This window comes from Elusimicrobiaceae bacterium (assembly GCA_017528825.1).
Lineage (GTDB): Bacteria > Elusimicrobiota > Elusimicrobia > Elusimicrobiales > Elusimicrobiaceae > Avelusimicrobium.
Window position 1 is genome coordinate 1 of the sequence record JAFXOI010000022.1, and the last position, 20,733, is coordinate 20,733.

21 protein-coding genes and 1 tRNA gene are annotated in these 20,733 nt (G+C 44.3%); 9 read left to right on the forward strand and 13 right to left on the reverse strand.

Features of this window, described 5'->3' with window-relative positions; translation table 11 throughout:
* Positions 1-1,083 (forward strand): dicarboxylate/amino acid:cation symporter (locus IKN49_04600; GenBank protein ID MBR3632316.1); only part of this gene is annotated, 1,083 nt, incomplete at its 5' end.
* Between the two features lie 67 nt (positions 1,084-1,150).
* On the opposite strand, the gene IKN49_04605 is transcribed toward IKN49_04600, so the two are convergent.
* From IKN49_04605 to pfkB, 5 genes are all read right to left on the reverse strand, one after another.
* Positions 1,151-1,474, reverse strand: a complete 324-nt coding sequence (locus IKN49_04605) for a hypothetical protein (GenBank protein MBR3632317.1) — start codon at positions 1,472-1,474, stop codon at positions 1,151-1,153.
* Between the two features lie 111 nt (positions 1,475-1,585).
* Complete coding sequence (ptsP, locus tag IKN49_04610; protein ID MBR3632318.1) at positions 1,586-3,217, reverse strand: phosphoenolpyruvate--protein phosphotransferase; 1,632 nt, start codon at positions 3,215-3,217, stop codon at positions 1,586-1,588.
* A 4-nt stretch (positions 3,218-3,221) separates the two neighbouring features.
* The gene (locus tag IKN49_04615; protein MBR3632319.1) at positions 3,222-3,479 is read right to left on the reverse strand and encodes an HPr family phosphocarrier protein; all 258 of its coding nucleotides are present in this window, start codon (positions 3,477-3,479) and stop codon (positions 3,222-3,224) included.
* Positions 3,480-3,491: 12 nt separating this feature from the next.
* The gene (locus IKN49_04620) at positions 3,492-5,402 is read right to left on the reverse strand and encodes a PTS sugar transporter subunit IIA (protein MBR3632320.1); all 1,911 of its coding nucleotides are present in this window, start codon (positions 5,400-5,402) and stop codon (positions 3,492-3,494) included.
* On the reverse strand, positions 5,399-6,322 hold the full coding sequence (gene pfkB / locus IKN49_04625; protein MBR3632321.1) for a 1-phosphofructokinase: 924 nt from the start codon (positions 6,320-6,322) through the stop codon (positions 5,399-5,401). The genes IKN49_04620 and pfkB overlap by 4 nt, the downstream gene beginning before the upstream one ends.
* A gap of 628 nt (positions 6,323-6,950) precedes the next feature.
* On the opposite strand from pfkB, the gene IKN49_04630 reads away from it, so the two are divergent.
* A complete protein-coding gene (locus tag IKN49_04630) occupies positions 6,951-8,879 on the forward strand; it encodes an HAD-IA family hydrolase (GenBank protein MBR3632322.1) in 1,929 nt (642 codons plus the stop codon).
* Positions 8,880-9,135: 256 nt separating this feature from the next.
* Here IKN49_04630 and IKN49_04635 read toward each other — a convergent pair.
* A tRNA-Leu gene (locus IKN49_04635) sits at positions 9,136-9,219 on the reverse strand.
* A gap of 71 nt (positions 9,220-9,290) precedes the next feature.
* Here IKN49_04635 and IKN49_04640 point away from each other — a divergent pair.
* From IKN49_04640 to IKN49_04650, 3 genes are all read left to right on the forward strand, one after another.
* Entirely contained in the window at positions 9,291-9,839 is a 549-nt protein-coding gene (locus IKN49_04640; GenBank protein ID MBR3632323.1) for a DMT family transporter, read from the forward strand.
* Positions 9,840-9,993: 154 nt separating this feature from the next.
* Positions 9,994-10,074 (forward strand): prepilin-type N-terminal cleavage/methylation domain-containing protein, encoded by an 81-nt coding sequence (locus tag IKN49_04645; GenBank protein MBR3632324.1) that lies wholly within the window; start codon positions 9,994-9,996, stop codon positions 10,072-10,074.
* A 30-nt stretch (positions 10,075-10,104) separates the two neighbouring features.
* Positions 10,105-10,473, forward strand: a complete 369-nt coding sequence (locus IKN49_04650; GenBank protein MBR3632325.1) for a hypothetical protein — start codon at positions 10,105-10,107, stop codon at positions 10,471-10,473.
* 44 nt (positions 10,474-10,517) lie between these two features.
* Here IKN49_04650 and IKN49_04655 read toward each other — a convergent pair whose 3' ends face one another.
* The 5 genes from IKN49_04655 to IKN49_04675 are packed head-to-tail and all read right to left on the reverse strand — an operon-like array spanning position 10,518 to position 15,366.
* Positions 10,518-11,426, reverse strand: coding sequence for a bifunctional hydroxymethylpyrimidine kinase/phosphomethylpyrimidine kinase (locus IKN49_04655; protein ID MBR3632326.1), 909 nt, complete (start codon positions 11,424-11,426; stop codon positions 10,518-10,520).
* Positions 11,423-12,115: a SurA N-terminal domain-containing protein gene (locus IKN49_04660; GenBank protein MBR3632327.1), complete on the reverse strand. Its 693-nt coding sequence runs from the start codon at positions 12,113-12,115 to the stop codon at positions 11,423-11,425. The genes IKN49_04655 and IKN49_04660 overlap by 4 nt, the downstream gene beginning before the upstream one ends.
* Before the next feature lie 13 nt (positions 12,116-12,128).
* On the reverse strand, positions 12,129-12,518 hold the full coding sequence (locus IKN49_04665) for a polymer-forming cytoskeletal protein (protein MBR3632328.1): 390 nt from the start codon (positions 12,516-12,518) through the stop codon (positions 12,129-12,131).
* Positions 12,519-12,534: 16 nt separating this feature from the next.
* A complete protein-coding gene (locus IKN49_04670; GenBank protein ID MBR3632329.1) occupies positions 12,535-13,449 on the reverse strand; it encodes a peptidoglycan DD-metalloendopeptidase family protein in 915 nt (304 codons plus the stop codon).
* A 48-nt stretch (positions 13,450-13,497) separates the two neighbouring features.
* A complete protein-coding gene (locus IKN49_04675; GenBank protein ID MBR3632330.1) occupies positions 13,498-15,366 on the reverse strand; it encodes an N-acetylmuramoyl-L-alanine amidase in 1,869 nt (622 codons plus the stop codon).
* A gap of 26 nt (positions 15,367-15,392) precedes the next feature.
* Here IKN49_04675 and IKN49_04680 point away from each other — a divergent pair, with 26 nt between their 5' ends.
* From IKN49_04680 to IKN49_04695, 4 genes are read left to right on the forward strand one after another with little or no spacing between them, the layout of a single operon-like run.
* Positions 15,393-16,145 (forward strand): Nif3-like dinuclear metal center hexameric protein, encoded by a 753-nt coding sequence (locus IKN49_04680; protein ID MBR3632331.1) that lies wholly within the window; start codon positions 15,393-15,395, stop codon positions 16,143-16,145.
* Between the two features lie 9 nt (positions 16,146-16,154).
* A complete protein-coding gene (locus IKN49_04685) occupies positions 16,155-17,387 on the forward strand; it encodes a M20 family metallo-hydrolase (protein MBR3632332.1) in 1,233 nt (410 codons plus the stop codon).
* Between the two features lie 8 nt (positions 17,388-17,395).
* Positions 17,396-17,812, forward strand: a complete 417-nt coding sequence (locus IKN49_04690) for a type II secretion system protein (protein ID MBR3632333.1) — start codon at positions 17,396-17,398, stop codon at positions 17,810-17,812.
* A gap of 49 nt (positions 17,813-17,861) precedes the next feature.
* Complete coding sequence (locus tag IKN49_04695; GenBank protein ID MBR3632334.1) at positions 17,862-18,644, forward strand: prepilin peptidase; 783 nt, start codon at positions 17,862-17,864, stop codon at positions 18,642-18,644.
* A gap of 67 nt (positions 18,645-18,711) precedes the next feature.
* Here the strand turns inward: IKN49_04695 and rdgB are convergent, their stop codons facing one another.
* Both rdgB and pepT read right to left on the reverse strand, forming a co-directional pair.
* Positions 18,712-19,320 (reverse strand): RdgB/HAM1 family non-canonical purine NTP pyrophosphatase, encoded by a 609-nt coding sequence (gene rdgB / locus IKN49_04700; protein ID MBR3632335.1) that lies wholly within the window; start codon positions 19,318-19,320, stop codon positions 18,712-18,714.
* A 2-nt stretch (positions 19,321-19,322) separates the two neighbouring features.
* Complete coding sequence (pepT, locus tag IKN49_04705; GenBank protein MBR3632336.1) at positions 19,323-20,645, reverse strand: tripeptide aminopeptidase PepT; 1,323 nt, start codon at positions 20,643-20,645, stop codon at positions 19,323-19,325.
* Positions 20,646-20,733: the final 88 nt, after the last annotated feature.

Consider the following 20,733-nt stretch of genomic DNA (forward strand, 5'->3'; position numbering starts at 1 on the left):
AAATTTATCAGTGTGCCGATTATCGGGGTGACTATTTGTTTAACTATTGCCAACTTGGGCAGTAGCGGTACGCAGAAATCTCTTTGGAAACGTACCTTAGGATATACGTTAGCTACCACGCTTGTAGCGGCCGGAGTGGGGGCGGCCCTGTATTATTTCTTCCCGCCGGATAATGTGTCCACTGTTTCGGGTACGCTGCCTACCGGGTTAGAGGCAACCGGCGGATATTTAGAGTATTTTGTAAAGGTGATTCCCGATAATGCGCTGGCACCTTTTGTACAAGGCAATGTACTCAGCGTGTTGCTCGTGGCGGTGGTGGTAGGGATTGCCATTCGGTATATTACAGAAAAAGCGGCTCAACAAACTATTCTCCAGTTTTTAAGTGCCGTGCAATCGATTCTATTTTTCATTGTCAAAGGAATTATCGCACTGCTCCCCTTAGGCATTTTTGGATTTGCATCTATTTGCACGCGGGATTTTGCAGGGGGAATTGCCTTGAATGGACTGGGCAAGTATTTCTTAATTGTCGTATCTTCTAATTTAATCCAAGGACTGATTGTACTGCCGTTACTGCTGGCGGTAAGACGGATTAATCCGTTCAAGACGATGCGCAATATGTATCAGGCTTTAATGGTGGCTTTCTTTTCTAAGTCTTCAGCCGGTACATTACCCGTTACTATGGCCTGCGCCGAAAAACAAAATAACATTCATCCTAAGGTGGCACGTTTTGTGTTGCCTATTTGCACGACAATTAATATGAACGGGTGTGCTTCTTTTATTTTAATTACGGTAGTATATTTAATGCAAAATAACGGAGCGGTAATCACCCTGCCTACCTTACTGATATGGGTGTTAATTGCGTCGGTGGCGGCGATTGGGAATGCGGGCGTTCCGATGGGCTGTTACTTTTTATCGGCGAGTTTGCTTTCTTCGATGAATGTTCCTATTCAATTGTTAGGAATTATTTTACCGTTTTATACGGTGCTTGATATGGTGGAAACATCTCTAAATGTGTGGTCGGATTCGTGCGTGGCCACATTAGTAAACCAAGATGTACAGGCTGCCTTGGAAAAAGAAGAGTAGAACATCGCGTGATTTGAATGGACACAAAAAAACTCCCCACCTAGGTGGGGAGTTTTTATAGTAGATGTTAACGTCCGGTAACGATATGCCAAATAGCTGTTTTGGACACTAATTGTTTGTGAGCGGCTTTTTCTTGCAGTTCTTGCAAGGAAATGCCCGGGTTGTCCTTGTACAGTTGTTTGAACAATGCGCGAATTTCCGGTCCGACATGATATCGACGTGCCAACGGATGTTCATCGGAAGGCTTAGCGGAGGTAATCCGTAACTTCCAGTTAGACAACGTGGAACGTGAGATGGAATACTTTTCACAAAGAGACTTCCATCCGTGCTTTTGGTAGAACTTCCAAATAGCTTCTTTTTCTTTGAGTGTTCTAATGTTATATTTTGCCATAGAAGTATTGTGCCATTTTTTTAAAATAGATGTCAAGTAAATTTTTATAAAAAAATAATTAGATAGTATATCAACGACGGAGGGGGGATCCTTTCGCTCGGTTTGCCTTTGTTAATGGGACAAGCGCGTATTTTGTATGACCTGTCTAACGCGTAGCAGGTGCGCCGCCGCCACGGACAGCTCTTCAATTCCCATTTTCAAAAAGGTTTCTGTTAAGGATGTATCAGCGGCTAATTCTCCGCAAATGCCCACCCATTTTCCCGCCGCATGTGCGTTTCGTGCGGTATATTCGATTAGTTTTAATACCGCCGGATGATGCGTGTCTGTAAAAGCAAGTAAGTTTGGATTTTGTCTGTCTAAAGCACAAGTATATTGAATCAAATCATTGGTGCCTATGCTGAAAAAATCTACCAGCGGAGCCAGTTGCTCACTAATCAGCGCAGCGGCAGGTGTTTCAATCATAATTCCAACGGGAACTGTCTTACAAAAAGGGATAGATTCTTGTTGTAATTGGGTTTTTACTTCTTCCAAAATAGCAAGCGTTTGTTTCACTTCGGAAAGAGAAGTAATCATGGGGAACATAATGGCCATATTTCCAAAGGCAGAAGCCCGCAGTAGCGCTCGCAATTGGGTTTTCAGTAAGTCGGTGCGCGTTAAACACAAGCGAATGGCCCGCAGTCCTAACGCCGGGTTTTCCTCGTTAGGGAGTTGAAAATAGGGGGCTGTTTTATCAGCTCCTATATCCAGCGTACGGAAGATAATTTGTTTGCCGTTGATGAGTTGCACGGCTTGGCGGTACACGTCAAACAACTCTTCTTCGGTCGGATAAGTGGAGGACTGCAGATAAAACAACTCCGTACGGAAAAGACCTACTCCGCGCGCATCCGCTTGCAAAGCTGTCTGCAGTTCGCCAAGACTACTGACATTGGCGTATAATCGTACCAAAGTCCCATCTTGGGTTTGGTCTGGCGTTCCTTTTAATTTTTCCAAGGCTTGTGCTGTTTTTTGTTGCTGATCAAGCAATTGACGGGCGTGGTGTAAAGTTTCTTCATCGGGAGAAAGAATCAAGATACCGTGTTCTCCGTCCAAAATAGCTGTTTGACCGTTTGTGGCGTGTCGTAACATCTCTTCACCAACTCCCACCACGGCGGCCAGTCCTTGGGTGCGCGCTAAAATAGAGGCGTGAGAATTGCTGGTTCCTTGGGCGGTGGCAAAGCCTAATAATAAATTCGGCGGAACCGATAAAAGCTGGCTGGGAACTAAATCTTTGGCCAGTAGGATGGAGGGTTCTTGTAAGGTGATATGTTGTGAAACGTGACATAAAATGCGCAGCAGACGTTGGGAAATATCTTGCACATCGGCGGCGCGAGCTTTCATGTACTCATCGTCCATGTCCGCAAATATACGGGCAAAACGCTGTCCCGTTTTTTCTACAGCTTGTGCGGCATTCTCTTTTTCTTGTGCGATTAACGTATGAACACTTTCAATATAGTCCGCATCTTCGAGCATCATTTGATGGATATCAAAAATCGCCGCACTTTCTTCTCCGGTTTGCACGAGCGCTTGCTGATATAACTCTTTTAACTGTATTTTGGCTTGTTGACGGGCCTTTTCAAAATGAGTAATTTCCGCTTCGGTATCGGTTATTTTATGGGTAGGAACATGGAACTGCTCGTCCGGTACACAATAGATCGGACCTATTACTATTTTGGGGAACACGCCCGTGGCTTGCCATTTTTTCATGTGATTATAAATGTTCCTTAAAGCAAGTTTCTAAAGCGGCGGCCGCTTGTTCTTCATCCGGTCCTTCCACCTGTATGGTTAAATGGTCGCCTTGTTTGGCTCCCAGCGCCATGACGGAAAAAATGCGTTTTAGGTCGCCTGTTTTATCTCCCTTAAGGATGCGGACGGTACTTTGAAAAGTCATGGCTTGTTTGACTAATACACCGGCCGGTCTGGCGTGAATTCCGGCGGGATCTTGAATGACAAATGAGAATTCTTTCATAAAAACTCCTTGTTACGAATTTGTTGAAATTGGTTTTTTAAGTAGAGCCAATAAGACCATTCCCACTATGGATCCTAGGGATATAGCGGTCATAAATCCACCGGCGTGCGTGATGATTCCTATCACAAAAAGTCCACCGTGTGGCGCCGGAAGGCCACATCCAAAATACATACTTAACGCACCGGCTACCGCCGCTCCTACCGCACAAGCCGGGATGACTCGTAACGGGTCGGCTGCGGCAAACGGAATGGCTCCTTCCGTGATAAAAGAAAATCCCATAATAAAATTTCCTACCGTGGTTTGACGTTCCTGCTGGGTGTAACGATTTCTGAAAAATAAAGTGCTTAAGGCAATCGCTAATGGCGGTACCATACCGCCCGCCATGACGGCGGCCATAATGTCATATTGAGCACTGGCCAGTGCCGCTGTACCAAACACGTAGGCGGTTTTGTTAATAGGGCCCCCAAAGTCAATTGACATCATGCCTCCCAGTATAAATCCCAATAATACCTTGCTACCGGTGGAAAGACCGGCTAAGAAATGTGTGATGGTGGTGTTTAACCAAGCCATGGGAGGATTGACCACAAAGACCATGATCGCGCCTATTGCTAAAATACCTAGCACCGGATAAATGAGGATGGGTTTAATTCCCTCTAGCGATGTCGGCAATTTGGCGCTTGCTTTTTTCAATGCCAAAATAATATATCCGGCAATAAATCCGGCGGCTAAAGCCCCCAGAAAACCGGAGGGTTGCCATAGTTCTTGCGGCAAGGAAAGGGAAAATCCTGTTTTGGCCAGCAGACCGCCTACCATGCCGGGCATTAGAGCCGGCCGGTCCGCGATTGCGGCGGCAATAAATCCTGCCAAAATGGGGAACATCATCCCAAAGGCTAGGCCACCCACTTGATTGAGAAAAGAGGCCAAAGGCGTGCCAGTGCCAAACTGAGCTGTACCTGCGTGTGCACCATCTAATAAAAAGGAGAGTGCTACTAAAATGCCGCCATCAATCACAAAAGGCAACATATGAGAAACCCCGTTCATCAAGTGCTTGTAAATGTCATGCAAAATAGAATGTTTCTCGACGGTGGCAGGAACAGCAGAAGCGGTTGCGTGAAAAACGGGTAGTGGTCCTTGCAAGGCCTGTTTTAACAATTCTGCGGGATGGTGGATGCCGTCAGCCACTTTGGTAAATAGAACCTTTTTTCCGTTGAAACGGTTTATTTCCACGGCTTTGTCTGCTGCCACAATAATGGCTTTAGCAGAGGCAATTTCTTCGGCTGAGAGCGGATTTTTAATTCCGCTGGAGCCATTCGTTTCCACTTTGAGCGAAATGCCGGCTTTTTGGGCGGCCTTTTCCAAGGCTTCTGCCGCCATAAACGTATGGGCAATTCCGGTGGGGCAAGCGGTGACGGCTAACAAGTCGTACATGTGGGGGGAAGACTCCGATTGACTTTCTTCCGGAAAAGCTTCCTTTTCCGCCCGGTCAATTGCTTGTAAGAATTCCGTAGCGTTTTGTGATTGTAATAAGTGTGTACGGAACGTTTCATTCATGAGCAAGGTGGACAGGCGACTTAATAAATCAATATGTGTGTTATCGGCGTGCTCGGGCGCGGCAATTAAAAACAATAATTTTACCGGAGCTCCGTCTAATGCATCAAAATCTACTCCATCCGGTACTGTCATGGCCGCTAAACCTGCTTTGCGTACGGCCGCTGTTTTAGCGTGAGGAATTGCAATCCCTTCTCCTACGCCGGTGCTGCTTTCTTGTTCGCGTGCTAAAACTGCTTGACGATATCCTTCCAAATCGGCCACATTTCCCTGAGCATTCATTAATTGGGTAATTTGGTGTAAAACATCTGCTTTATCATTTGCTTTGGCACCTAAACAGATTCCGGCCGGGGTAATTAAATCCGTAATTTTCATACAAGCTCCTTATGTTTGGGCGGGATAAACGTTAAAATATCTTTTCGTTCCGGCAACCATTCTTGTTGTACACAAGCACCTCCGGCGGCTAAAGCCCATTGCAAAGCGGTGGCATAATCGCAGGAGTGTAACCAACCGGCTAAAAAGCCGGCCACCATACTGTCTCCGGCGCCGACAGAGTTGATAACAGGGGCAGTCAGTTTAACAGCCGGGGCTTTGAAGGTATTTCCGTCGGAAGTGACTAACAAAGCTCCTTGTGCTCCGCGGGATACCAGAACGTTTTGTGCTCCTAATTGTTGCGCTTTTTTGGCGTATTGCAATACGTCTTCTTCCGTTTGTATTTTCGCGTCAAACAGATTGGCCAACTCTTCTTCATTGGGTTTAATTAAGAAAGGATGATAGGAAAGCGTGTGGTGCAAAAGCGGCCCTACTGCGTCTACTACGCAAAGTACGCCAAGCGGTTGTACTTGCTGTAAAATTTGCGCGTAAATAGAAGGGGCCACATCGGCAGGAACCGCACCGGACAAAACCAATACATCCCCCGATTTTAATGCATTTAATTTTTGCAATAAATGTTGAAGATAGACGGGTTCAATATGCGGTCCGCGGCCGTTGATGTCGCTTTCCTGTGTAGATTTAATTTTAACGTTGATGCGATTTTGTCCTTTAGGCAAGCAAATAAAATCGGTATGCGAAATATGTCCTTGCAAAAGAGATAGAAGTGCTTGCCCGGTATGACCGGCGCAAAATCCAAGTGCCGTGCACGGAAAACCCAAACGCTCCAATACTACGGCCACATTGATTCCTTTTCCGCCGGGCAGGATGTTTTCTTTTACTGCACGGCTAACACCACCCAACTGTAAGCTGGGCACGAACATAATGTAATCTAACGACGGATTAAGGGTGACGGTATAAATCATATTTATACGGTGTATAATTCCTTTCTAAGGGTAAGTAAATTATATAAATTCTTCCTGCGCTGTCCAAGGGGGGTAATATGAGCAATGTATTAAACAGATACTTCGAATAAGAAAAAAGTCAGAATGTGTGGAATTGTGATTGCCAACATTAAGTCAGTTATGATAAACTAGTGGTAGATTTTGTGCCTTAAGAATGAATGCAATAGTATAAAAATCGAAGAGGAGATAAACAATCATAGACAAGCCTTAAATGTGGTTTGATTACAATTTGAATACTGTTTTTGGTTGTCTAAATTAATTTAGACATCACTTGTGCGTAAGCATAGGAGATTGGGAACCAAAAACAGTCGCTATTTGCTAGTAGGAACGGACTAATTACCCGGGCTTACTAGCATTAATCCTGTATTAATAGCTATTAATACGGGTAGGCGACTGTTTATTTGTGTGATCCCAATCTCGCAAATAGCAGTCGCCTTTTTTGTTGGAAAATTGATAGAAGAACCGAAAGTAAGGTCACCCCTGTTGTGCTTTAGGCGTGTCGTTCTTTGCATTTCCTCAAAAACAGACATATTGCCAGTGATGTCTAAAATGACAATTTACAAAATAGCTCTGTTGAACAGGAGGAAATATGTTTATAGAAAAGGCCAAAAAACTTATTAACCGTCATACAGTCATTTCATTTGATATTTTTGATACTTTACTTATACGTCCTTATTTGCGCCCCACGGATCTATTTGTCCACTTAGAAAAATTAAATCAACTACCGGGTTTTGAGACGCGCCGTCGGTTGGCTGAAAGAACTGCCCGTCATAAACGTCCCGAAGGAGAAGATGTTAATTTAGACGAAATTTATGCCGAATTGTCCGGCCCGGATGTTGCGCTAAAACAACAGGAACTAGATTTGGAACGCCAAACTTTACAACCTAATCCAGCCTTACTAATGCTGTTTCGCTATGCCAAACAGCAAGGCAAACGAATTATTATTGTCTCCGATATGTATCTGCCGGCTGATTTCTTAGAGCAAGTATTACGTGAAAAAGGATTTGACGGTTTTGAAAAGTTATATGTTTCTAACCGACCACGTAAACAAAAGGGTTACGGTACGCTATATTATCACGTAGAACAAGACTTGCACCTTGATCCCAAAACTATTTTACATATTGGAGATAACCGTCGTTCAGATGTGCGGTGCGCTAAAAAAGCGGGTTGGCATGCTTTACACATTCCATCCTTACAAGAACGCTATTTTCAAAAGTATCCGCTTCTTCTGAAATTTTGGAAGCAGCACCCCAGTTTTGATGCATCAGTGACTTTGGGGTTACTGATATGGAAAGAAGCACAAGGAATTCTCTCCCCTTACTTTGAGCGGTTGGGATATAAAATTGGCGGCCCCGCCTCTTATGGTTTTACCAGGTGGATTGAAAAACAAGCCACCGCTCGCCATATTCCTACCTTGCTTTTTGTAGCGCGCGACGGATATACGTTACAAAAAGTATTTCAAACATTTGATAATCCGCACATTCAAGCTCACTATGTGTATGCCCTGCGATTTTTAAATAATATCTGTAGGTTGGATTATCCGCCTACATCCATGGGACAGATGAAAACTATTTTGCGGCACTTTGCGAATAAATCTGATGCATTTCGTTCGCTGTTACCTGCTCACCCGATGAATAAAGCTCAAACTCATCGTTTTATTCAAGATCATTTACCTTTGCTTACCCAACTTTCCAAACAGGAACTATCTAATTACAGGAATTATCTTTCTGCCTATTATCAACCAGGGAAGCCAGTGGGAGCGATTGATAGCGTTACTTCTTTTTTTTCTTCGCAAAAACTCATTGAGGCCGCCGTTGGGGTAGAACAAGTAACCGGATATTATTGGGGAGTGACACCTACTCCAGAAATGCCATCCCATCGTTTTGAAGCTTTTTTGCCGCACGGAGAATTGAAACAGCATCATGAGATTTTTACACATTGTTGGCCATTTATGGAATTCCTATTTACGGCCCCGCAACCGCCTATTAAAAACATCACGCCAGACGGCAGTCCCCTCTACGACTCTCATATCCCTGCCCAAGAGGAAGCCCGCATTGCCGCTTATGAAACCCTTAGCAACGGGATGTTGGCATTTGCTAATGATGTCAAACACATTTTTAAGGGAAAGGATATTTTCTTAACGGGTCATTTCCTAGTGCAATGGATTAACTGGTTTTTGCTTCACCCTACACGAGAAGATAGAAAAGAAATGGCCGTTATTTTTCATGCTAGCGGCAGTGAACACCAAGAATATGAACCCTTGCTTAGTTTCCAACCATCAATTCGGCAAATTCTATCTTCGGTAAAACACTATATTCGCTGTGCTAAACAAGTATATTGGAAGACTCCGTTTCAATTCTGCTTAACCTGTTTGCTGTCTCCCGTTGCTTCCAGGAGGATAGCCGATAAACATTTTGTATTGTATTTCTTTCCGCGTTTGCGTAAACAATACGCGCGCAAGGATATGACAATCGGCCGTTATACTTTTTCAATAGTTTGGGGCAAGAGACAAGAGTAAATCTTGTAACACTATAAAATAAAAAACCGCCGAAAGGCGGTTTTATAATTTACCGGGGAAGGGACTTCCCTGCGGTCAATTTCTTTACGGAAATTGCCTCCGGGCCGGCCCTCACGGTTTTTGCCTTTCGTGCTTGCTTGCGCGCGCACTCAAACAAAAACATCGCTCCGGGCTTCAATTCCCTTACGTGCACCAAGCAGTTGGTGCACTCCCCAACTAAAAATAAAAACCTGCTTAAAAGCAGGTTTTATATTTTTACCGGGGAAGGGACTTGAACCCTTAAGCCCGTGCGGGCAATAGTTTTTGAGACTATCCTGTATACCAATTCCAGCACCCCGGCATGAAATTGATACAATTATTATAGCAGTTTTCGTACGAAAGCACAACTTTTATGTGCCTAAGGAAAAAGATATGTGGGTCATTTTAGCATTCATTTCGGCTTTATTTTTGGGTTTGTATGAGGCAACGAAAAAACGAGCGTTACAACAATGTTCGGTGTTTGGTGTGTTGTGGGGGAGTAGTTTGGTTGCTACCCTTTTATTTTTGCCTGTAATTATCATTAGTTGGAGTGGCGCAGAGTGGCTGGAGGGGAGTATTTTACAAATTCCGCGTGGTACGTGGCTGATGCATGGCGGTGTGGCGGTAAAAGCGATGATTGTGCTTGCCTCGTGGGGATGCGGATATATGGGGCTAAAACATTTACCGATTACGTTAGCCGCGCCGATAGATGCTTTGCGGCCCGTGCCGGTATTATTGGGAGCATTTTTTATATTTGCGGAGCGCCCCAATGGGTATCAATGGACCGGTATTTTTATTTTGTTATTAGCACTGTATCTGTTGGGCCGAAGCGGGCAGAAAGAAGGGATACATTTTCGCAGTAATGTGTGGGTGTGGCTTGTTGGCGCGGGTACCTTATTGGCCGCAGCCAGCGGTTTGTATGACAAATTTCTGATTTTTTAGTATAATTTGAAAAATCAGATCCCGGCCTGCGTTATTTTGTAGAAAACACACACGGTCATCCCGCAGTGTCGTAGTGCGGGATATAAGTAGTTTTGCAGAGGCCTATACCCCGCACAGAAACCTTGCGAGGTGACGGCAGAAAAAAGGAGGATGTATGAAAAAAGGGTTTACCTTGATTGAATTATTGGTAGTTGTGCTTATTATCGGCGTCTTATCAGCCATTGCTCTGCCGTAATATCAACGTGCGGTGTATAAAGCACGCGCGATGGAGCAATTAATTAATATACGTGCGGTAAAAGATGCATTGGATCGTTGGCTTATGGAAAATGGCGAGTCAGCAACGCCCACTTTGGATGCCTTAGATATTACCCTACCTCCCAATTCAGAAAATTTTACAATTGGGGTGTCAAAATATTCGAATGTGGGAATTTATGCTTCTACCAGCAATAATACTATGGAAGATAATCGTTTTGTAATTCGTTATTTTGCCACATGTGTATACCCCGAGTATGTCAGAAAAATTGTTTGTGTGGGTGAGGGAGATGCCGGGGAAAAAATCTGTAAAGATATAGGCGGCACGGGCGAACATAACTACAAATTTATATCCGGCCAAAAAGCATATTATTTGAACTGACATAAAAAAAGCCCTTGCAAGTGCAAGGGCTTTTTTCACGTATCTTAAAACCTTAACATCGAAGTGTAATTCTTGAGGCGTTTTTCAATCTCGTTTTGGCGTGCGGAAGCAAGGCGCTTAACGCTAAACGACTCAATGGTAAAGGATGCCATCACATTCCCGATCATCATAGCACGTTTGATGGCAGACAAAGAGTCCCACTTGCGCAAACTGGCCAAATAGCCCGTCGCACCGCCTCCAAAGGTATCGCCCGCGCCGGTGGTATCATGCACCCCTTCAAGCACGTACGGCGGAAATTGCACAATACCTAATTTGCTCACAAGCATAGACCCGTTGGGCCCTAATTTGATAATGACGTGCTTGGCACCCATTTTCAAGATTTTTTTGCCGGCCGTAATCAAATTATAGGTGCCGGTTAATTGACGCGCTTCGGCTTCATTTAAGAAAAACAAATCCGTTTTTTTCAGCACTTTGAGTAGCGCAGCTTTTTTGGAAGAAATCCAATAATTCATCGTATCGCAAGCGACGAGTTTCGGGTTTTTGACTTGTTTCAAAACAGATAACTGTAACTCCGGATCAATGTTAGCCAAAAAAACTGCTTTGGCCTCTTTTTGCTCTTCACTTAAGATAGGATTAAAATCTTGAAATACATTTAATTCCGTAAATTTGGTGGTGGCATTTTTGAGGTCTTTGTCATAACTGCCTCCCCAATGGAAGGTTTTACCTTCTTTGACCTGTAAGCCGGTCAAATCTATTCCGCGTTTCTTAAACGGGGCGCGATCTTTAGCCGCGAAATCCGTTCCTACTACTGCGACAATAGACGGACAGGAAAAATAACTGGCAGAAATAGAAGAATAACTGGCCGCCCCGCCCAGCACACGCTCAGCACGGCCGTAGGCGTTTTCTATACTGTCAAACGCGACAGATCCCACTACTAGTACTTTACTTTTCATGATGCTTGTTCTTTTAAGAAGGTCTTAATTTCTACTCGGCTGTTGAAATCATCAAAGAAAGCTTTTTGGGCAGTTTCCATTTTAGTTTCAAACAGTTGTTTTTCGAAATCCTTTTTATTCTGCTCAAAATTTTTCATGTTTCCGTTTTGAGTTTGATACGCATAGCGTACCTCTTCCGGCGTTAATTTATAGATGGAGAATAACGCCATGCGGAAGCGATCTGCCAGTTTGCTGCGGCGGATTTGTTCTTCAAACTGAGCGGGATTCATGCCCAATTGATGCTTGAGTACCTGTTCATAGGCCACTTTGTTAAATTGACCATTTTGATTAAAGGGAGGAGCTGAATGAATTTCTAACGCAATTTCATAGTCAGATACCGACATACCAAATTCGCGGGCCGCTTGGTTGAGAACTTCTTCGCTGATAAGTCCGCTGAGGGCTTGTTGGGTTAGATATTGATTCATATTTTCATCTACATCTACGCCGTTGTTACGCAAGGCACGCGCTTGAGCGTCCGTAGCTTTTTGTAAAGTACGATACGTGATAGGGGTAGAACCCACCATCGCTGCATTGGTATTGAAAACTCCTCTGGAATAGGAACCTAGTCCAATATATCCGATACTGGCAATGAAAAATGCCAGCGTAATAATTAAGATTGATTTTTTGTATTTGATTAAGAAAGAGATCATACGTCAAAACTCCTTATTGTTTATCTGTATCATCGGCGGGTGAGGACATTTCTGCTCCGCCAATTTTACACATGCCTTCAATCCGTCCGCCTTCTTCTACGATCATTTTTTGGGCGCGGATATCTCCTTTGATAGAGGCCTTGGCTAACACTTCCAACATTTCTGCGCACACATTGCCTTCAATGTCTCCGCCACAAACAACGGTGTGTCCGGTTACATCGCCGGTAATTTTGCCGCCTTCTCCTACTATGACCTGACGTGCATTATCCACCGATCCTGCCAAGTGACCGTCTACGCGCAAAGAACCTTGCACGCTTAGTGTCCCTTGGAAATAGCATTCCGCGCTGACAATAGAAAAATGTTCGCCGGAAGCAAAATCCGAATCTTTTTTTAAAAAACCCATCGTTTTCCTCCTAAATTTATTTAAAATAGTTTCGTGGATTAACGGGTTGACCGTCTTTCCATACTTCATAATGCAAATGTGTTCCGGTACTGCGCCCGGTGGTGCCCATAAAGGCAATAGGCTGCCCCCGTTTTACCCGTTCTCCTTCCTTGACCTTAATGCCGGTGGCATGTGCATACAAGGTGGAATAACCAAGCCCATGATCTATCAGTACCGCTTGTCCGTATCCATTTACCCAACCGGTGTGACGCACTACTCCGTCTGCCGTGGCGACAATCGGGCTATCGGGCTGACTGACAAAATCCAGTCCATTGTGCATGCGGCCGATTGGTTTACCAAACGGATCGCGGCGGTATCCAAAACCGGAGCTGATTCTCCCTGTAGAAGGTCGAATAGATGGCGTGGAATGGCTGCCTTCCATTTGGTTGGCGTAGTACCATGCAATTTCCTGAAAAGAAGCCAAACGTTCTTGGGCTTCCTGTTGCATGCTTTCTATATAATTTTCAAATTCTTCCGTATCGAAATCTTTCAAATCTGCGCTAAACAATTTTTGAGCCCGTTGTTCTGCTTGTTGATTTTTCTCTTCTAATACTTTGGGCAGATTAATAAACTTTCCGCCGGGCATGCCCAACATTTGCCGCATTTGTTGCTCAGTGGTTTGAGTTAAGTCCAAATACTTACGGCCTCGTTCCAATTCGTCGGCAATTAAATGCAGTTTCACGCGCATTAATTGGTTATCAGCTTTGGTGATCTGATAATCATAGGCCCGGCTCCACAGCCACAAAGCCCCTAACGTAAGCCCCAGCCAAACGACGAGCAATACCACTAAGGTAATTCCCGTTACTTTTATCTTTTTAGATCCACCCGCCCGCGGCATAAAAATAATATCGATACGATCACTTAAAAAGCGGGTCCATGTTCTCTTGGCCATACTCTTTTATTCTATCATATAAAGGCCCTGCCAGGCACAGCCTGTGCATTATTTTTTTGTTTTGCGCGGTTTCTTTTTTCCTTTAACTGGTGTAGCAGGCGCAGAGGGGGCATAAAATTGCAAAATTCCTTCGTAAATAGCTTGTGCAAACATTTCGCGTCCTTGGGGGCTCATGACCAGTTCTTCTTGTTCCGGCAAAATCATAAAAGCATTTTCAATTAAGATGCTGGGCATTTCCGAAATACGCGGAATGAATAAAACATTATTGGCAATCAGGCCATTGTCTGCCAATGGGATATGTTTGTTAAAAGATTGATACACACTGTTAGCCAGTTGGAAACTGTGAGGATAGGTGTAATAAATGGAATACCCGCGCGGATAAGCCATGGGATTAGCGGTATCAGGTAATGCGTTATGGTGCAAGCTGACAAAAATATGGGCCTTTTCATCCATCGCTTTTTGATAACGCTGCGGTAAAGATATGTGATTGTCTGCTTGGCGTGTCATGATAACCGTAGCCCCGGCAGCTTCTAATTTCGGTTTTAAGACTTCAGCTAAAGCCAAATTAGCTTCATATTCCAAAAAACCGGAAGGACTTACCAAACCGTCATATGGCGGTACACGTTTGGGGCTGTGTCCGGCATCCAGTAAAACACGAACCTCCGCCAAGGGTTTTTGGTCAGTAGGAGTATGCTCCGGAGCGTGGTATAGATCTAACACAAATTGGCTTCCGTTGTAGTGGTAGCCATGTCCCCACGGGGTTGTGCCTTTTTTGAAATATAAAACGAAGGGAAGTACTCCGTTTTTGGATCCTTTCCATTCGATGCGGTCCAGTAGAGGGGAAGTGGCATCAAAGTTAAAATTTTCTTCCAGTTGATCCGAATAATAAAAGGTAATTTCCATTCGGTTATTAAATTCATGAACCGAAACCGGTACCGGATGCATACCCTCCCAGCGAACTTGGGTTCGTTCCGTAGTTGCTACGGTAGAAATATCTGAAATAATGTTAACCGGCAAGGTGTGTGCAGAGCCCACCGCTACTTTTTTTTCTTCTATCCAAGCCGATTCTCCGTTTCCTAAATGCAGTCGGTACAAGCCGTTATTACGTCCATCGATTTGCACTTGTCCGAAGGCACGGTAAAAGGGATATAGACTGCCTTGATGTACCGGTAATTGACGTACTTTAGTGCCCTCCTCTTTAATGCGCGCAGTATAAAGGGGATCTGTGATATCTAAAATTTTGACACGTTGTTTGGCAGTTATCTTTGCGTGAGTGTGGGTAGCCGGATCCACCATTTTATAAGTAATTTTAGCGGAGCGTGGTTTTTCTTTGTCGCGAATCACATATTTAGTTTGATACCGCCCCGGCGTGCGTGAGCTCTCCTTAAGCGTAATTTTTTTACCTCCCTTTAGTCCGTTAATTTCGGCTGTCACACGGGCATGCGGTGTGCCGCGGACAGAGAGCTCCAACGTATCTCCCGGTACAACCCAAACCGGTTTAGAGGGATACACTTCTTTTTCATCAAAGCGTGCTTTTCCTGTCAATTGTTTAAGCGGTGTGCCGGGGATGCGGACATTTCGTACCGCTTGATAGGTTTTGCCCTGACTTTTTGCAGTAAGCACAAGCGCAAAAGATCCTTGTTCTACAGGTACATAAGCTATGAAAGTGCCGTTTTTATACACAGGAACTACTTGCCCGTTGATATCCAAAGTGGGATTTTCCAGATTTAATTTCCCAAAGATATAAATGTTGTTTGCACCGCGGGAAATAAGATAATTTTCTTGTGGGTGCTGGACGGTGATAGGAGCATCATCCCCCGACTGAGCAGGCAAATAAGGAGCTACCGGCAAAGGGTTGTCTTGGGCTGCCAGCGAAAGGGCTAAAAAACAAAAAATGCAAAAAACTATTTTTTTCATCGTATAAAAAATGATAACATAAAATAATGACCATGCGCGAGGATGTTGTTCAGTTTTTGGATAGTTACTTATTATCCGCCTCTGTATCAGATTGCAGCCTGAACGGTTTGCAGGTACAGGGACGCGATCAAGTACGTAAAATTGTTTTCGCCGTGTCAGCCAACATGGAGGTATTCAAACGAGCCAAGGCCACCAAAGCGGATATGATTATAGTACACCATGGTTTGTTATGGGGCCAAGAGCAAGCATTAGTCGGAATGTTTGGACGTCGTGTTGGATTTCTACTGGAGAATAAAATCAGCCTGTTAGGGTATCATTTACCTTTAGACAAGCATCCTGTGTGCGGGCACAATGCACAATTAGCCCGCGTATTAGGAGTACAAACGCTACGGCCGTTTGCCGCCTATCATGGGCAAGACATTGGCTTTTGTGGGGAAATCAATCCGGATTCATTACCGGTTATAACCCGTCGGCTGGAGCGTGTGTGTGGCGCCAAAGCATTGGTGTTGCCGTTTGGACCTAAGAAAATCCGTACCGTAGGTATTGTAAGCGGTGGCGGTTGGAGTATGATTGGTGATGCCGTGCGCTTGGGGCTGGATTTATTTGTTACAGGTTCGGTAGATGAACCGGTTCAGGAACTGTGCCGCGAAGGGAAAATTAATTGTGTGGCGTTAGGCCATTACAATTCCGAAAAAATTGGTGTAAAGGCCTTGATGGAAGTAGTTCGCAAACAGTTCTCGGTGGAGACGGAATTTATAGATGTAAAAAACCCGATTTGAGAGGAAAATATGAGTCAAGAATTATTCAAAAAAATAGATAGCTATCGTGATTTTGTCATCGATATGCAAGCCAAAATGACAGCCTGCCCGGCGGTGAGTCCGCATTTGGAAGGTGGAAAAGGGGAAGGCGCAAAAGCAGAAGTGTTACTCAAAACGCTGAAAGCTATGAAATTTGATGAAATTAAAGTAATAAACATTAAAGATAAAAAATCACCAACCGGTGTGCGCCCGAACATCGTTGCCAAATATTATGGTCAAAATCGTAAGAAAACAATTTGGGTGATGGCACATATGGACGTAGTGCCACCGGGGGATTTGAAGAAATGGAAAACCGATCCCTATAAGATAGTGGTCAAGGGTGATAAAATTTACGGCCGCGGTACTGAGGATAATCAACAAGGATTAATATCGGGGTTGCTGGCTATAAAAGCGATGATGGATTTAGGCATTCGTCCGCCGGTGAACTATGCTTTACTGCTTAACGCCGATGAAGAAATCGGCAGCCAGTTTGGCATTGTATCCATTTTGAAACAGCACGCCAACATTTTTGGCAAGCAAGATAGTTTTATTGTGCCGGACGGTGGTAACTCCGAAGGGACCATGGTGGAAATTGCCGAAAAAAATATGTTATGGTTAAAAATTACCACGACGGGAAAACAAACCCATGGCTCTACTCCCAAAGCCGGTGTAAATGCGTTCGTGGCGGGAAGCCATTTGGTAGTTGCTTTGCGTGGTCTATATCAGAAATTTAATAAAAAAGACCGTCTGTACGGTGATGAACCGACCAGCACTTTTGAAGCTACGAAAAAAGAAGCCAATGTGCCCAACATTAACACAATTCCCGGCCAAGATGTGTTTTATTTGGATTGCAGAGTATTACCCTGCTATACCAATGAACAAGTACTGGCGGAAATAGCTAAATATGCCAAGGCCATTGAGAAGAAATTTAAGGTAACGGTAAAAATTGACACTATCGTGTCTGAGTCGTCTAAACCGACAGATAAGAATCACGATATGGTAAAACTGATGATGCAGGCCGTGCGGGAAGTGTACCACAATAAACCGCAAGTGCAAGGATTGGGCGGCGGCACGGTGGCTGCTTATTTACGCAACAAAGGATTCCCTGCAGTAGTGTATTCTAAATTAGATGACACTATGCACCAACCCAACGAATATTCCAGCATTAAAAATACGATTGGAGATGCAAAAGTATTTGCGGCTGTGATCATGCGTTTGAAATAGGGGAGGTTATGAAAAAAGGTTTTACAGCAATTGAAATCGTAGTGACGGTGGTGCTGTTTTCGGTGTTGTTGTTCGTAACGGTGCCAAAGTTTATTTCCCTGGTGCATAAGGCACATGAGGGCGGGACCAAACATCAATTGATTCGCTTGCGCAGTGCTATTGCAGCCTATTATGGAGAACATCAAGGGATGTATCCTACCGATGATTTGTCTTGTCTGGTGCCCAATTACATTGAAGCAATCCCGGTGGCACGTGTGCCCGGGTTTGCGCCTTCGTCTGCTGTATCTGCGGGTTCGTATGAAAATGCCTTTACAAAGACGGGCGGTTGGGTGTACGTCAATGATCCGACCGATCCGCGTTTTGGAGATGTGTTCGTCAATACCGACCGAGAAGACAGCTACGGAAAAGCGTGGCATACCCATTAACCATTTTCCCGTCCTGTAATTAGGACGGGATTTTAATTTAGGAGGATTTATGGACGTATTTGTTTTGTTTTTTGCCGCTTTATTAGGGTTGATTATAGGTAGTTTTCTAAATGTATGTATTTACCGAATTCCACAAAATAAGTCAATTGTGTGGCCTCGTTCCTTTTGTCCAAAATGCGGTAAAACCATTGCGTGGTATGACAATATACCGGTGCTGAGCTATGTGTTGTTGTGGGGAAAAGGTCGTTGTTGCAAAGAGCCGATTTCTTGTCAATATCCTTTAGTAGAATTACTCTCAGCTGTTTTGACGGTACTGTTTGTATGGCGGTGGGGAGTGACGGCGTGGACGGCTGTGGTGTTGACGGTTGTGTATTGTTTGATTATTTTATCCGTGATTGATTTGCAACTCATGATTATTCCGGATCGTTTCTCCTTGGGGCTTATCGTTTTCGGATTGGCAGTTGCCTTCTTAAATCCTTATTTTGAAGGAAGTTTTTGGCATCGTTTTTTGACCAGTTTACTGGGGGCCGGTGTCGGATTTTTCGGCACACTGGCAGTCGCCTTGTTGGGTTGGTTCTTGTTTAAGAAAGAGGCCATGGGCGGTGGAGATGTGAAACTGATGGGCGGTATTGGCGCATTGATCGGTTGGAAAGGGGTGCTGACTACCATTATTTTTGCTTCCGTTTTAGGACTTGTATATTCCGTATTTTTGATGATTTTCAAGGGAAAAGGCCGCGGGGATGCCATTCCGTTCGGGCCTTTTTTGAGTATGGGAGCTTTGATCAATTTGTTCTATTTGGTTACTCCTGAGATGTTGGCCATTCGATTTTAGAAGAGAAAGTGAAAAATAAAAACCGCCTTGGACGGATCGTCTAAGGCGGTTTTTAACTTTATAAAAGTTATTTTTTCAGCCGGTACAAATAATCCGCGGCTTGTTTGAAAGCGTGTGCGCGGTGGCTGATTTGATTCTTCTCGGCGGTAGTCATTTCGGCCAATGTCTGTCCGGTTGTTTTGACTACAAAAATAGGATCGTAACCAAAACCATGTTCCCCGCGGTATTGAGAAGTGATGCTGCCTTCCAGAATTCCTTCAAAACAAGTGGTATTTCCCAAAGGATCTGCCAAACAAGCTACCGTACGAAAACGGGCGGTACGTTGGGGGGGAAGTGCTTTCGTTAATTCTTGCAACAGCTTTTGATTGTTTGCGGCGGCGTCTGCATGTTCTCCTGCATAACGGGCGGTATGCACGCCGGGACGTCCTTGCAGAAAATCTACTTCCAGCCCCGTGTCATCCGATAAGGCCCACATTCCCGCCAGACGCGCGGCATAACACGCTTTTGCGATTGCATTTTGCTCCAGCGTAGTGCCGGTTTCGGGCGGCAGACTTAAACGTAAAATATCTGTTAAGCTAATATATTCAAAAGGTTCACCCGTTTGCATCTTAGCAGGAAGCAAAGCGGTAATTTCTTTTAATTTATGAACATTACTGGTGGCGATTAATATTTGCATATTTATTTCTTTTCCATCTGAGCTACGTGACGTACTAAATTCAAAGCTACCACATAGGCGTTATACATATCTTCCTCACTCAGCCATTCTGTGAAGGAGTGCGGATTGTTTTGCCCTGTGAACACCGTGTACCCGCCGAACCCGTGTTTGGCCATAATCATGGCTGAGGTGGTGCCGGCGCGTTCTTTTTTAAAATTAGGCGTGACTTTGGATGCTTGGAAAACACGTTCCGTAAGGTCTTTTGCATCGGTTTTCACACCATTTGCTACGTTATCATATTGTAGTATGATTTTGTAGTCTACTGCAACATCGTATCTCAATTGGGCTTCCAAAACTGCCGTTGCTAAACGCTGGTGCCATTTCTCACCTTCGGCGCGGTCAAAATAGCGCACACGGTAATCTGTGGTAACAGAGTTGTTTTTTGCATTATAAATGGGATGATGCGGTTCAATATATCCTTTGTCTCCGGAGCTGTAATTGGGCAAATTTTCCCGCAAAGCAAATTGGTTGGTAATATAAGAGGCAGGAGCCAAGGCATTACGGTATCCGTTGCTGGCAGCATAGGATTGATGCCCGGGAACGCCGTACACCGTGACCAAAATTTTTTCAGCCGTAAAATTTTCTACAATTACTTCTCCGTCCACGCCGGCATCAAAATCAAAAGCATAATCCGGATGATAGTATTGCAATTCCAGGCGTTCTGCGCTACGACCTATATCTTCGTTGGGAGTAATTACAATGTCGATAGGCCCGTGCTGAATAGTTGGATTTTCGGCCAAGGTTTTAAGTAGAGTGTATACAATCACTACACCGGCTTTGTCATCGGCCCCCAAATTGGTGGTACCGTCGGAAGTGACAATGGTTTTGCCAATCATATTTTTCAAATAAGGGTTTGACTCTACATCAATTATGTGATTGTTTTTCAAGACGATAGGTTGGCCGTCATATTTTTTAATTACTTGCGGTTGTATATTGCGTCCATTGATGTCCGGCGTAGTGTCATAGTGAGCACTAATACCCAGTACCGGTGCTTTGTGATCTTTTAGATTGGAAGGAATGTTTACATAGATATACTTATCGGCGGAGAAATGGGTCGGAAAACCGAAAATTTTGATGTCTTCGTACAATACTCGTGCCATTTCCTCTTGTCCCGGTGTCATCCATTGGGCATCATTGTCCTCACTCATGCTGTCTATTTTGGCATATTTGACAAACTGAGGAATCATTTGTGCACGGTATGCAGACGGATTGAAGGATTTCGCAACAGCTATATTGACGGAACACAGTAATACTAGTACGGATAAAACAGAAATTAATTTTTTCATAAATTCTCCTGTAAACGGCGCTCTAAAGCAAATCCAGCAGGATGTATTACCAGTATTTTATGTAATGTTCTTTTCCATCCGCAAGGGC

Excerpts from the sequence above, each read along its gene's own strand:
- IKN49_04680 (MBR3632331.1), top strand. The coding sequence starts at position 15,393 with ATGACCATGCGCGAGGATGTTGTTCAGTTTTTGGATAGTTACTTATTA.
- IKN49_04685 (MBR3632332.1), top strand. The coding sequence starts at position 16,155 with ATGAGTCAAGAATTATTCAAAAAAATAGATAGCTATCGTGATTTTGTC.
- IKN49_04605 (MBR3632317.1), bottom strand. The coding sequence starts at position 1,474 with ATGGCAAAATATAACATTAGAACACTCAAAGAAAAAGAAGCTATTTGG.
- IKN49_04655 (MBR3632326.1), bottom strand. The coding sequence starts at position 11,426 with ATGAAAAGTAAAGTACTAGTAGTGGGATCTGTCGCGTTTGACAGTATA.
- IKN49_04640 (MBR3632323.1), top strand. The coding sequence starts at position 9,291 with ATGTGGGTCATTTTAGCATTCATTTCGGCTTTATTTTTGGGTTTGTAT.
- IKN49_04645 (MBR3632324.1), top strand. The coding sequence starts at position 9,994 with ATGAAAAAAGGGTTTACCTTGATTGAATTATTGGTAGTTGTGCTTATT.
- IKN49_04620 (MBR3632320.1), bottom strand. The coding sequence starts at position 5,402 with ATGAAAATTACGGATTTAATTACCCCGGCCGGAATCTGTTTAGGTGCC.
- pepT (MBR3632336.1), bottom strand. The coding sequence starts at position 20,645 with ATGAAAAAATTAATTTCTGTTTTATCCGTACTAGTATTACTGTGTTCC.
- IKN49_04665 (MBR3632328.1), bottom strand. The coding sequence starts at position 12,518 with ATGGGTTTTTTAAAAAAAGATTCGGATTTTGCTTCCGGCGAACATTTT.
- IKN49_04675 (MBR3632330.1), bottom strand. The coding sequence starts at position 15,366 with ATGAAAAAAATAGTTTTTTGCATTTTTTGTTTTTTAGCCCTTTCGCTG.
- IKN49_04650 (MBR3632325.1), top strand. The coding sequence starts at position 10,105 with ATGGAGCAATTAATTAATATACGTGCGGTAAAAGATGCATTGGATCGT.
- IKN49_04695 (MBR3632334.1), top strand. The coding sequence starts at position 17,862 with ATGGACGTATTTGTTTTGTTTTTTGCCGCTTTATTAGGGTTGATTATA.
- IKN49_04660 (MBR3632327.1), bottom strand. The coding sequence starts at position 12,115 with ATGATCTCTTTCTTAATCAAATACAAAAAATCAATCTTAATTATTACG.
- IKN49_04670 (MBR3632329.1), bottom strand. The coding sequence starts at position 13,449 with ATGGCCAAGAGAACATGGACCCGCTTTTTAAGTGATCGTATCGATATT.
- IKN49_04615 (MBR3632319.1), bottom strand. The coding sequence starts at position 3,479 with ATGAAAGAATTCTCATTTGTCATTCAAGATCCCGCCGGAATTCACGCC.
- IKN49_04690 (MBR3632333.1), top strand. The coding sequence starts at position 17,396 with ATGAAAAAAGGTTTTACAGCAATTGAAATCGTAGTGACGGTGGTGCTG.
- ptsP (MBR3632318.1), bottom strand. The coding sequence starts at position 3,217 with ATGAAAAAATGGCAAGCCACGGGCGTGTTCCCCAAAATAGTAATAGGT.
- IKN49_04630 (MBR3632322.1), top strand. The coding sequence starts at position 6,951 with ATGTTTATAGAAAAGGCCAAAAAACTTATTAACCGTCATACAGTCATT.
- pfkB (MBR3632321.1), bottom strand. The coding sequence starts at position 6,322 with ATGATTTATACCGTCACCCTTAATCCGTCGTTAGATTACATTATGTTC.
- rdgB (MBR3632335.1), bottom strand. The coding sequence starts at position 19,320 with ATGCAAATATTAATCGCCACCAGTAATGTTCATAAATTAAAAGAAATT.